The following is an 11,804-nucleotide window of genomic DNA, read 5'->3' as shown; positions in this document are numbered from 1 at the left end:
GCCCCTGTTCCCATGGCACTTCCCGCCATCTCCCCCTATCCGCTGCCGTCCGCCCACGAGCTGCCCGACAACCGGGTGACCTGGAAAGCCGATCCCGCCCGCGCCGTACTGCTCGTGCACGATCTCCAGCAGCACTTCCTCTCCGCGTTCCCGGCGGACGAGCAGCCGCTGACCGGCATGCTCGCCAACACCGCCCGGCTGACGAAGGAGGCCCGCGGGCTCGGCGTGCCCGTCGCCTACTCGGTGCAGCGCGGCGGCCAGAGCGCCGAGGAGCGCGGGCTCCAGCTCGACTTCTGGGGCCCGGGCGTGGCGGACGACCCGGTCGCGCTCGCGGTGCCCGACGCGGTGGCGCCCGAGCCGGGCGACACCCTGCTCACGAAATGGAAGTACAGCGCGTTCGTGCGGACCGGGCTGGCGGAGCTGCTGCGCTCCACGGGCCGCGACCAGTTGGTGATCGCCGGCGTGTACGCGCACATCGGCGTGCTGATGAGCGCCTGCGACGCGTGGATGCGGGACGTGCAGGCGTTCGTGGTCGCCGACGCCGTCGCCGACTTCTCCCGCGCGGACCACGACATGGCGCTGCGCTGGGCGGCGGGCCGCTGCGCGTTCGTCACCACCACCGACGCGCTGTTCGAGGAGGCCGGACCGCCCCTGACCCTGGACCGGATCCGCGCCGACGTCGCCGACGTGCTCGGCGAGGAACCCGCGGACATCCCCGTCGACGAAAACCTCCTCGACCACGGCCTGGACTCGGTGCGCGTCATGGCCCTCCTGGAACGCTGGCGCCGGGAGCACGCCGTCACCGCGGACTTCGCCGACCTGGCCGAGCGGCCCGCCGTCGACGCGTGGGCCGCGCTGCTGGGGGCGACCGCATGAGCGCGACGCCGCCCCGCACCGCCGACGTCTCCCGGGAGACGCTGCCGCTCACCGCGGCCCAGTCGGGCATGTGGTTCGCACAGGCCCTGGACCCGCTCAGCCCCGCCCAGAACACCGCCGAGTGTCTGCGCTTGGACGGGCCGATCGATCCGGCGCTGTTCGCCGAGGCGCTGCGGCGGGTCGCCCGGGAGGCGGAGTCGCTGCGGGTACGGATCGAGGACACGCCCGACGGGCCGCGCCAACGCGTCGTGGACGCCGTCGAGTCGCCCCTCACGCTGCTCGACGTCCGCGACGAGGAAGAGGCCGACGCCTGGATGCGCGCCGACCTGGCCGAGCACTGCGACCTGACGGCCGGGCCGCCGTTCCGGCACGCTCTGTTCCGCGTGGGCGGCGACGACCAGCGCTGGCTGTGGTACCAGCGCATCCACCATCTGGTCATGGACGGCTTCGGCTACTCCCTGCTGGTGCGCCGTACCGCCGAGGTGTACTCGGCGCTGGCGCGCGGCGCGAAGCCGCCCGTCCGTTCCTTCGGGCGGCTCGCCGACCTGGTCGCGGACGACGCCGCCTACCGTTCCTCGGCGGCCTTCGCCACGGACCGCGCGTACTGGACGCAGGCGTTCGGGGACCGCCCGCAGGCACCCCGGCTCGCGGGGCGCGGGGCGCTGCCGTCACGGACGTTCCGTCGCCGGACGGCGCACCTGGCCCCCGAGGTCACCGACACCCTCCGTGGCGTGGCCACCCGGCTCCGGGCGACCTGGCCGGACGTGTTCATCGCCGCGCAGGCGCTGTACACCTCGCGGGCGACCGCGCAGTCGGACGTGGTGCTGGGTCTGCCGCTGATGGGCCGGATGGGCTCGGTGGCCCTGCGGGTGCCCGGCATGGTGATGAACGTCGTGCCGCTGCGGCTCGCCGTCTCCCCCGGGGCGACCTTCGCCGACCTGGTGCGGCAGGTCGTGCTGGGCATCCGTGAGGTGCGCCGCCACCAGCGCTACCGCTACGAGGACATCCGCCGCGACCTGGGGCTGCTCGGTGAGAGCCGGGGCCTGGTGGGCCCGCTGGTCAACGTGATGCCGTTCGACTACGGCGTGGACTTCGCGGGCACCCCGGCGCGGGCCCGCAACCTGTCCGCCGGTCCGGTCGACGATCTGACGGTCAACGTCTACGACCGTGCCGACGGCCGCGGCCTGCGCGTCGACCACGACGGCAACCCCGCCCTCTACGACGACGCCGGTCTCGCCGCCCACCAGGAGCGGTTCCTGCGGCTGCTGGAGCGACTGGCCACGAGCGACCCGCATCTGCCGCTCGGCGCCCACGCCATCGCCACCGCGGGCGAACGGGCGCTGGTCCTCGACGAGTTCAACCGCACGGACCATCCTGTCCCCGCCACCACCCTCATCGGGCCCATCGAGGCACAGGCCGCCCGCACTCCCGACGCGGCCGCGCTCGTGTACGGCGCCACCTCCCTCACGTACGCCGAACTCGACGCCCGCGCCAACCGGTTGGCCCATCACCTCCAGAGCCTCGGCGCCGGGCCTGGGTCGTCGGTCGCGGTGTCGGTGCCCCGTTCGACGGACCTGATCGTGTCCCTGCTCGCCGTACTGAAGGCGGGCGCCGCCTACCTGCCCCTGGATCCGGACTACCCGGCGCCCCGGCTGGCGTACATGCTCGACGACGCCTCCCCGGTGTGCGCCGTCACCGACCGCCCGGGCCGGCTTCCCGACGGGGCCACGCCGGTCGTGTGCCTGGACGGGCTGGACCTCTCCGACCGGCCGGCCGTCACCCCCGCCCGGGCCCTCACCCCCGCCCACCCGGCGTACGTCATCTACACGTCCGGTTCCACGGGCCGGCCCAAGGGCGTGGTCGTGTCGCACCGGGCGATCGACAACCGGCTGCGCTGGATGCAGCACGAGTACGCCCTGGACGCCGGCGACCGGGTCCTGCAGAAGACACCCTCGTCGTTCGACGTGTCCGTGTGGGAGTTCTTCTGGCCGCTCAGGACGGGGGCGACGCTGGTCGTGGCCGAGCCCGGCGGGCACCGGGACCCGGCGTACCTGGCCCGGCTGATCCGCGAACAGGCCGTCACCACCTGCCACTTCGTGCCGTCGATGCTCCAGGTCTTCCTGGCCGAGCCGGACGCGGCCGACTGCCGTGCGGTGCTGCGCCGGGTGTTCGCCAGCGGCGAGGCGCTCCCCCGCGAGACGGCGAACGCCTTCGGGCGCGCGCTGCCGGGAGTCGGACTGCACAACCTGTACGGGCCGACCGAGGCGGCCGTCGACGTCAGCTTCCACGCCTGCGCGCCGCACGGGACGGGCCCGGTGCCGATCGGGCGGCCGGTGTGGAACACCCGGCTGTACGTCCTGGACGCGGCCGGGCAGCCCTGCCCGCCCGGCGTGCCGGGTGAACTGTTCCTGGCGGGCGTGCAGTTGGCGGACGGCTATCTCGGCCGCGCCGAGCTGACCGCGTCCCGGTTCGTCGACGACCCGTTCGGGCCGCCCGGCGGCCGTATGTACCGCACGGGCGACCTCGCCCGCTGGAGCGCCGACGGCGAGGTGGAGTACCTCGGACGTACCGACCACCAGGTCAAGCTGCGCGGGCAGCGCATCGAACTCGGCGAGGTGGAGGCCGCGTTGGCGGCTCTTCCGGACGTCGACGCCTCCTGCGCGGCGGTCGTCGAGGACCGGCTCGTCGGCTATGTCACCGGGGACGCCGACGCCGTGGCCGTACGGGCGGCGCTGGCACGGGAGTTGCCGGAGCACCTGGTCCCGGCCGTGGTCATGGTCCTGGAGTCGTTCCCGCTGAGTCCCAACGGCAAGCTGGACCGGCGTGAACTGCCCGCCCCGGTCTTCGCGGGCGGGACGGGTGGAGCGGGACGGCTCCCGGCGAGCGGGTGGGAGGAGGTCCTCACCCGGCTGTTCGCGGAGGTGCTCGGCGTCGAACGGGTCGGACCCGACGACGCGTTCTTCGATCTGGGCGGCACCTCACTGCTCGCGGTGCGGCTGGTGGCGCGGGTCCGGGAGGAGTGCGCGGCCGAGCTGACCATCGGTTCGCTCTTCGAGGCACCGACCCCGGCCGCGCTCGCCGGCCGGATCGAGGCGGCGGGACCGGCCGCTCGGGACGCCCTGGACGTCGTCCTGCCGCTGCGGGTACGGGGCGGACGGGCACCGCTGTTCGCGATCCATCCCGCGGGCGGGCTGGCCTGGTGCTATGCGGGCCTCGCCGCACGCCTGGGGCCCGACCAGCCGGTGTACGGCGTCCAGGCGCGCGGCCTGGCCGGGGACGAGCCGCTGCCGTCGACGCTGCTGGAGGAGGCGGCCGACTACGCCCGGCGGATCCGGGAGATCCGGCCACAAGGGCCGTACCGGCTGATCGGCTGGTCGGTGGGCGGGATCCTCGCGCATGCCGTGGCCGTCCTGCTCCAGGAGGCCGGCGCGGAGGTCGAACTGCTGGCGCTGCTCGACGCGTTCCCGGCCGAGCAGTGGCGGGAGCGGCCGGCGCCCGAAGAGGGCGACGCCCTCACCGCAGTCCTGCGGATGGCCGGCTTCGACCGCACCGGCGAGCGCGACCGCGAGGACGTCCTGGCCACTCTGCGCCGGGCGGGCAGCCCGCTGGCGGGACTGTCCGACCACACGCTGTCGAAGATCGTCGACATCGTGCCGAACCACGCCCGCATGATGCGCGAGCACCGGCACCGGGTCTTCCAGGGCGACCTGCTGTTCTTCACGGCCGCCGCCCCGCGCGCCGAGGACTGGCTGAGCCGGGAGGCCTGGCGGCCGCATGTGAGCGGCGTGATCGTCAACCACGACGTGGACTGCACCCACCCCCAGTTGATGGCCGGCCGCCCTCTGGACGAGGTCGCCGCCCGACTCGCCGCCCGGCTCAAGGAGCTGGACGCATGAGCTCCACCAGTCCGTCGGCCAGTTCCGTGCGCCAGCAGAGGTAGTCGTGACCACCGTTGAACTCCCGGTAGGAGGAATCGTGACAGCCGAGGGCCCGCAGGGCGTCCCTCAGTCGGCGGGCGGCGGGCAGTGCGACCCACTCCTGCTCGCCGAAGGAGAGCCGCAGCCGCACCGAAGGCCGGACACCCTCGGCCAGGGTCCGGGTGAGCCACTCCGGCTCCGGGCCGACGGGCCACCAGAACGAGCCGGACTGCACCAGGGCGTTGCCGAACCGGTGCGGGGCGGCCAGGGCGGCGTAGGCGGCGGTGAGCCCGCCGAGGCTCTGGCCGGCGATGACGGTACGCGCCGGATCGTCGGTCAGCGGGACGGACTTCGCGGCCCACGGCAGGAGTTCGTCCGTGAGGAAGCCGAGGTACTCGGGACGGCAGGCGAGTTCACGCCAGCGGGTGGGCTCGTCGACGGACTCCGGCAGGACGGCGGCCGTCGGCGGGATCCGTCCGTCGGCGATGAGGTTGTCGAGGAGCCGGGACACACCGAGCCGCGGCTGCCAGTGCTCGCCGTCGAGCAGCACCAGCACCGGAAGCCGTTCCGGCCGGCCCCGCGTGCCCGCCGGCCGGTACAGCCAGCACCGGCGGGCGCCGCCCGGCAGGGCGCTCGGGACCGTGTGCTCGGTGACCGTGCCCCGGGCGACGTCCGGTCGTGGCTCCCAGTCCACCGCCCGGGGAGCGGCCGGCAGTTCGGCGTACGGCACCGGGGTGCCGTCCCAACGGTGCGGCAGCGAACGGGGGTTGAAGGGGTCGGGACGCCTTCGGGTGCGCAGCCACTGCCAGTGGGCCGGGCTCCCCGGCGCATCCCGGTCCGGGCCGTCGCCCTCGTCGACGTACAGGTCGTAGGTGCCGCGCCAGTCGTGCCGCAGCCGCAGCGTCCAGTGCCACACGTCGGTGCCCGGGACGCGCTCCATCAGGTTGTCCTCGGGCGCGCGCGGATCGCCGAGCTTGTTCGGCAGGACCTGCACGGCCCGGGTGGCCGGGGTGCCGCGCCACAGCCAGGTGACGGCGCGATGGTCCTCGCCGCCCTGCGGATCCGGTCCGACGATGGGCGTCCCGCGCCGGTGGACCTCGGCCCAGAACTCCTCGACGCCGTCCGGGGCGGGCAGCGCGCAGACCGGCCGTGTGAGGCGCGGAACCGGGTGGGGTCTCGGCAGCCGGGGCGGACGGTGCGGGGCGCCCTCGGGCGGCGCGGACCAGGACATACCAACAGACTCCCTCATTCGATAAGGCAAGCCTAACTTCACCGTCTTCCCGCTTGCCGTGCGGCACATCTCTCTCATCTGCCAGGAGCAGTTCTCATGACCTCTCACAGAATCGGCGGCCGGGTGCTCGCGCTCACCGCCGGAACCGCCCTCGGGCTCGGCGCGCTGGCCGTGGCCCTGCCCGTCGCCGGGGAGCGGCACGCCGCCGTGGCGCTCGCCGCCGACGCGGTCTCGCCCGCCGTCACGCTCGGCACGGACACCGTCCAGGCGGGCGGCGAGGTGTCGTTCGCCGTCGCCGGGTTCCCGGCCGGCGGCACGCTCAGCGTGAAGTTCGACGACGCGACCCTGCTCGGGCAGTTCACGATCGGCGACGACGGGATCGCGGCCGGGGCGGTGACCGTGCCGGCGGGCACGAGCGCCGGCGCCGGGCACTGGCTGCGGTTCCTCGCCCCGCAGACGAGTGTCAGGAGCACCGACCTCACGGTGACCACGGCGTCCCCCTCCCCCACGCCCAGCCCCTCCGCCGTACCCGCGGTGAAGCTCACCGGCGGCGCCTCGGTCACGGCGGGAAACAAGGTGGCGTTCACCCTGTCGGGGTTCGTCGAGGGCCAGACGGTCACGGTGAAGCTGGACGACACGTCGATCCTCGCCCAGTTCGGCAAGGCGGTCGCCGCGGACGGCACCTTCGCGGGCTCGGTGACGATCCCCGCTTCCACCTCGGCCGGAGCCCACTGGCTGCGCTTCCTGGCCCCGGATCCGGCGACCAGCCTCAAGGCCGACCTCGAAGTGACGGCGGCCGACGGCGGCAGCGGCACGGGCGGGAGCAGCACGGGCGGGAGCGGCGGCACCGGCTCGGGTTCCTCGGGATCCGGGGGCAGCGGTTCCGGCGGCACGGGCTCCACCGGTGGTTCGACGTCCACCGGGGGCTCGGGTTCCGTCGGGGGATCCGGCTCGTCCGACTCGTCCTCCCCGTCGGTCTCCCTCACCGCGGGAACACGCGTCGCCGCCGGCGGCGAGGTCTCCTTCCGGGTGAGCGGCTTTCCCGCCGGTCGGCAACTGACCGTCAAGCTGGACGACGCGGAGATCATCGGTCAGTGGCAGGGCGGCATCGGCTCGGACGGGACGTTCTCGGGCACGGTCACCGTCCCCGCCGACACCCCGGCGGGCGCGCACTGGCTCCGTTTCCTCGCTCCGAACCCGGCGACCAGCCTCAAGGCGTCCTTCACCGTCACGTCCTCGTCGGCCGCCACGTCCTCCCCCACCACTGGTGACGGCACGACGGGAGCGTCCGCGACGCCCGTACCGGCCGCGTCCGGCGAGCCGGCCTCCGCCACCAACTCGGCAGGCGCCAAGGCCGAGATCACCGCCAGCCAGGTGCAGGCGGGCGGCACACTGCACTTCGAGGTGACGAAGTTCCCGGCCGGCGAGACGGTCACCGTCAAGCTCGACGACGAGAGCATCCTCGGCCAGTGGAAGGCCGACGCACAGGGCTCGTACGAGGGTGACGTCACCGTCCCCGCGGGCACGTCGACCGGCGCGCACTGGCTGCGCTTCCTCGCCCCGAACCCGCCGACCTCGCTGAAGGTCGCGTTCACCGTGACCGGCGCGGCCGACGCCGGTTCCGCGTCGTCGTCCTCGTCGGCCGACGCGTCCGGCGCGACGGAGGAGCGCACCCTCGCGGCGGCGGCCTCGCTGGAAGCCCCCGTCTCCTACGCCACCATCGCCTGGTCCGCGGCCGCCGCGGCGGCCGGCGGCGCCGCCGGAGCCGCGGCCACCACGCTGTTCGTCGTGCGCCGCCGCCCCGTCGCGGCCGGCTCCGGCGACTGACGGGCCCCGGAGCCCCCAGAACCCCCACGGACTCCGGCACGTTCCGTGCCAGCCGGGGTGGAACCCCGGATCCCTCCTCACCGACACCGCACACAAGGGAGCACATCCATCATGACCACTCGTATCAGCCGTCGTCACACCCTGGCCTCGGCGGCGATCGCCGTGGCCCTCACCGCGGGCAGCACCCTGGCGCTGGCGGGGACCGCGTCGGCCCACGCGACGGCGTTCTCCGCGAAGACCCTGCCGCTGGCGGCCGGGCAGTACCAGTCGGCGTACTCCGAGCGCAACGACGCGCTCTGGGTGACCACCGCCGTGGGCCGCGCGGCCACCAGCACCAGTCTGCTGAAGGTCGACCCCGACACCCTGACGGTCGAGCAGACCATTCTCCCGCCGGTCCTCGACGCCACCACCGGTGCCCGCGAGGCGGTGTACGGCGTGGCCGTGGACGACGAGCACAACACCGTCTGGGTGACCAACACCCGCAGCAACACCGTCGCCGTCTACAGCCAGCGGACCGGCGCGCACCTGGCCACACTGGCGGACGTCGCGCACGCCCGTGAGATCGTCGTGGACGAGAAGCACGACACGGTGTGGGCCTCCGCGTTCGGCGCGGGCGCCCTCGTCGCGTACGACTCCAGGACGTTCACGGAGAAGAAGCGCGTCACGGTCGAGGGCTCCGGCCCGGCGGGTCTCGCGGTCGACGAGAAGACCGGCACGGTGTACGCCGCGGACCTCTCCAACGACCGCATCATCGAGGTGAACCGCGCCTCCGGCACCCCGCGTCTCATCCCGACCGGTGACGGCCCGATCTCCATCTCCCTGTCCAGGAACGGCCGTACGGCGTACACGGCCGACCAGACGGCGGGCGGCGTCTCGGTCGTCGACCTCCGTACCGGCACGGTGACCAGGTCGGTCGCCACCGGCGCGGGCACCCTGTCGGTCGCCACCGACGACCGCTCGGGCGATGTCGTCGTGGTCAACCGCACCGCCGCCACCGCGACGGTCGTCGACCCGCGCACGGGCGTCGTCGAGGAGACCGTGGCCACGGGCGCCAACCCCAACCACGTCGAGGTGGCCGAGGGCGTCGCCTACGTGGTCGACAAGTCGGGCGCGGGCGCCGGCGGCGAGGACCAGGTGACCGTGATCCGCCTCGGGCACTAGACACGACCGGGCCCCGGCAGGCTCGCACCGCCTGCCGGGGCCCCTGGGTGGTGGCGCGCGTCAGACCGGCACGCGCACGTGTTCGCTCCAGGTCGCGCCGGCGGCGATCAGCCCCCGCCAGAGCCGGATCGCCTTGGGCGGCATGCCGACCGCGAGCGCACCGCTCACCCGGTCACCGGTGCGGTACGCGGCCACGAACCGGCGCTCGGCGAGGTCGCCCTCGACGACGGCGACCTCGTCGTGGCCGCGCAGGAACCCGTACGCCTGGATCCTCATGTCGTACTGGTCGGACCAGAAGTACGGCACCGGCGCGAACGGCTTACGGCCGTCGGGGTGCAGCAGGTTGCGGGCGACGGCCATGCCCTGCTCGGCCGCGTTGGTGCGGTGCTCGATCCGCATGGACGTGCCGAACAGCGGGTTGTACCAGCGGGCCACGTCCCCGGCGGCGTACACGCCCGGGGCTGCCTCCAGGTACGCGTCGCACACCACGCCGTCGCCCACGGTCAGACCGCTGCGGGCCAGCCAGTCGGTGTTGGGCAGCGAGCCGGCCGCGACGAGCACCTCGTCGGCCTCGACGACCTCGCCGTCGTCGAGCCGTACGCCGTCCTCCGTCACCTCGGTGACGGTGACCCCGCAGCGCAGCCGTACACCCCGGTCGAGGTGGGCCTGCGCGAGGACCCGTCCGACCTCGGCCCCGACCGCGTGGGCCAGCGGCACCGCCGCCGGTTCCAGCAGCGTGACCCGCGCCCCGAGCCGCCAGGCCACGGCGGCCGCCTCCGCGCCGAGGAACCCCGCGCCGACGACGACCAGGTGCCGCCCCGGCAGCAGCCGTTCCCGCAGGGTGAGCGCGTCCTCCAGGGTGCGCAGCACATGCGCGCCCTCGCCGGGCAGCCGGCGCGGACGGACGCCGGTGGCCAGGATCAGCCGGTCGTACGGTACTTCGCTGCCGTCGGCCAGCCGCAGGTGGCGCCCGGCGGCGTCGAGGCCGGTCGCCGCGACGCCGAGCCGCAGGTCGAGGTCGAGGGCGGCGAGATCGGCAGCCGGACGCAGCCGGAGCCGGTCCTCCCCCCATGCGGAGGCGAGGACCTGCTTGGACAGCGGCGGCCGGTCGTACGGGAGATGGGGTTCGTCGCCGACGAGCGTGAGGGTGCCGGTGCAGCCCTCACGGCGCAGGGTCTCCACCGCCGCGAGTCCGGCGGCCGAGGCTCCGACGACCACGATCCGGTTCACCGCTCGACCATACGGATGGCCGCGGCGGGGCAGACCGCGATGGCCTCGCGGACGTCGTCGAGGTGTTCGGGCGCGGGACGCTCCTCCAGCAGGATCGCGATGCCGTCGTCGTCCTGGTCGAAGATCTGCATGGCGGCGACCACGCACTGCCCGGAGGCGACACATTTGTCGGCTTCCAGCTCCACCTTGGGTGCGCTCATGGGGTTCCCCTCTTCTTCACGTTCTGTCGTGGTCGGGCTGCGGGACGGGAACCGTCACCAGGTCACGGGCAGGGAGTGGACGCCGTAGATGAAGGCGTCGTGCTTGAAGCGGACGTCGTCCAGCGGGACGGCCGACCTCAGTCCGGGCAGGCGCTTGTAGAGGGTTCCGTAGACGACCTGGAGCTCCATCCGGGCCAGCGGCTGGCCCAGGCACTGGTGGATGCCGAAACCGAAGGCGACATGGCGGCGGGCGTCGCGGGTGAGGTCGAGCCGGTCGGGGTCGGGGAAGACGTCGGGATCCCGGTTGGCCATCTCGTTGACCATGATCACGCCCTCGCCGGCGCGGAGGACCCGCCCGGCGATCTCGATGTCCTCGGTGACCGCGCGACGCCGCCCCAGGTGGGTGATGTGCAGGTAGCGCAGCAGCTCCTCGACGGCGGAGGCGACGATCTTCGGGTCGTCGCTCTCGCGGAGCAGAGCGAGCTGGTCGGGGTTCTCGAGGAGGGCGAGGGAGCCGAGCGCGATCATGTTCGCGGTGGTCTCATGCCCCGCGATCAGCAGGAGCAACGCCATCTCGGTGGCCTGCCCGTGGTCGATCTCACCGGCGGTGACGCGCCCGGCGATGCTCGACAGCAGGTCCTCGCGCGGTTCGGCGATCCGCTTGCCGATGAGCCCGGCCAGGTATCCGGCGACCTCACGACTGGCCCGGCCGCGCTGTTCCGGGGTGGCGTCCCGGTGGACCATCGTCTTGGTGTTCTCCTGAAAGAACGCGTGGTCGTCGTAGGGCACGCCGAGCAGTTCACAGATCACCAGCGAGGGCAGCGGAAGCGCGAACCGCTCGACCAGGTCGGCCGGTCGGGGGCCCGCCAGCAAATCGTCGATCAGGTCGTCCACGATGCGCTGGACGGCGGGCCGCAGGGCCTCGATCTTCTTGATGGCGAACGGCGCGGTGACCATCCGGCGCAGCCGGGCGTGTTCGGGGTCGTCCATCATGATGAAGCTGAGCTTGCCCTCGCCGGCGTCGGGCGAGGCCTTGGTCGGGTAGCCGGGGCTGTCGGTATCCGCACTGACCCGCGGGTCGCCCATGATCGCCCGCTGGTCGGCGTAGCGGGTCACCAGCCACGGTTCGCTGCCGTCCCAGAGCCTCACCTTCGTCAGCGGCGCCCGCTCCTGGAGCTCCTTCAGGGCGGGCGGGGGGTCGAAGGGGCAGCGGGCGGCCCGGGGCATCGGGAACTCGGGTACCAGGTCCGGGGTTTCGGGGGCGGGGCCGGTCAGGATGTCGGCCATGGCTCTCCTCGGGGTGGGGGGCTCCGGTGGGGTCGGAGCGGCGGGGGGGAAGGGGGTCGAGGCCTCGATGAGCAC

The 11,804-nt window shown here is 73.8% G+C and carries 8 protein-coding genes and 1 pseudogene; 5 read left to right on the top strand and 4 right to left on the bottom strand.

The features are described 5' to 3' along the window. Nucleotides 1-12 precede the first annotated feature (12 nt). The 3 genes and pseudogenes from OG440_RS35120 to OG440_RS35110 form a co-directional block, all read left to right on the top strand. Nucleotides 13-639, top strand: a pseudogene (locus tag OG440_RS35120) (isochorismatase family protein); the annotation flags it as partial. A 48-nt stretch (nt 640-687) separates the two neighbouring features. Next, on the top strand, nt 688-876 hold the full coding sequence (locus OG440_RS35115; RefSeq protein ID WP_406011547.1) for a phosphopantetheine-binding protein: 189 nt from the start codon (nt 688-690) through the stop codon (nt 874-876). Beyond that, nucleotides 873-4,772, top strand: a complete 3,900-nt coding sequence (locus OG440_RS35110) for an amino acid adenylation domain-containing protein (protein ID WP_406010785.1) — start codon at nt 873-875, stop codon at nt 4,770-4,772. The genes OG440_RS35115 and OG440_RS35110 overlap by 4 nt, the downstream gene beginning before the upstream one ends. Here OG440_RS35110 and fes read toward each other — a convergent pair. Then, nucleotides 4,753-6,024, bottom strand: coding sequence for an enterochelin esterase (gene fes / locus OG440_RS35105; RefSeq protein WP_406010784.1), 1,272 nt, complete (start codon nt 6,022-6,024; stop codon nt 4,753-4,755). The two genes, OG440_RS35110 and fes, sit on opposite strands and share 20 nt — an antisense overlap. Before the next feature lie 96 nt (nt 6,025-6,120). Here fes and OG440_RS35100 point away from each other — a divergent pair, with 96 nt between their 5' ends. Both OG440_RS35100 and OG440_RS35095 read left to right on the top strand, forming a co-directional pair. Beyond that, entirely contained in the window at nt 6,121-7,851 is a 1,731-nt protein-coding gene (locus OG440_RS35100; RefSeq protein ID WP_406010783.1) for a hypothetical protein, read from the top strand. Nucleotides 7,852-7,962: 111 nt separating this feature from the next. Further along, a complete protein-coding gene (locus OG440_RS35095) occupies nt 7,963-9,012 on the top strand; it encodes a YncE family protein (RefSeq protein ID WP_406010782.1) in 1,050 nt (349 codons plus the stop codon). Nucleotides 9,013-9,072: 60 nt separating this feature from the next. On the opposite strand, the gene OG440_RS35090 is transcribed toward OG440_RS35095, so the two are convergent. Genes OG440_RS35090 through OG440_RS35080 form a run of 3 tightly spaced genes read right to left on the bottom strand, consistent with a single transcriptional unit; the run spans nt 9,073 to nt 11,729 of the window. Beyond that, the gene (locus tag OG440_RS35090; protein ID WP_406010781.1) at nt 9,073-10,242 is read right to left on the bottom strand and encodes an NAD(P)/FAD-dependent oxidoreductase; all 1,170 of its coding nucleotides are present in this window, start codon (nt 10,240-10,242) and stop codon (nt 9,073-9,075) included. Then, entirely contained in the window at nt 10,239-10,442 is a 204-nt protein-coding gene (locus OG440_RS35085; RefSeq protein ID WP_406010780.1) for a ferredoxin, read from the bottom strand. The genes OG440_RS35090 and OG440_RS35085 overlap by 4 nt, the downstream gene beginning before the upstream one ends. 54 nt (nt 10,443-10,496) lie before the next feature. Beyond that, entirely contained in the window at nt 10,497-11,729 is a 1,233-nt protein-coding gene (locus tag OG440_RS35080; protein ID WP_406010779.1) for a cytochrome P450, read from the bottom strand. Nucleotides 11,730-11,804 lie beyond the last annotated feature (75 nt).

This window comes from Streptomyces sp. NBC_00637 (genome assembly GCF_045161545.1).
Classification (GTDB): Bacteria; Actinomycetota; Actinomycetes; order Streptomycetales; family Streptomycetaceae; genus Streptomyces.
The sequence above is the reverse complement of the archived record's forward strand: the minus strand, read 5'-3'. Positions and strand labels throughout refer to the sequence as shown.

What these genes read in the sequence shown, in the direction of transcription:
- OG440_RS35110 (WP_406010785.1), top strand. Translation starts at nt 873, where the DNA reads ATGAGCGCGACGCCGCCCCGCACCGCCGACGTCTCCCGGGAGACGCTG.
- fes (WP_406010784.1), bottom strand. Translation starts at nt 6,024, where the DNA reads ATGTCCTGGTCCGCGCCGCCCGAGGGCGCCCCGCACCGTCCGCCCCGG.
- OG440_RS35100 (WP_406010783.1), top strand. Translation starts at nt 6,121, where the DNA reads ATGACCTCTCACAGAATCGGCGGCCGGGTGCTCGCGCTCACCGCCGGA.
- OG440_RS35095 (WP_406010782.1), top strand. Translation starts at nt 7,963, where the DNA reads ATGACCACTCGTATCAGCCGTCGTCACACCCTGGCCTCGGCGGCGATC.
- OG440_RS35085 (WP_406010780.1), bottom strand. Translation starts at nt 10,442, where the DNA reads ATGAGCGCACCCAAGGTGGAGCTGGAAGCCGACAAATGTGTCGCCTCC.
- OG440_RS35080 (WP_406010779.1), bottom strand. Translation starts at nt 11,729, where the DNA reads ATGGCCGACATCCTGACCGGCCCCGCCCCCGAAACCCCGGACCTGGTA.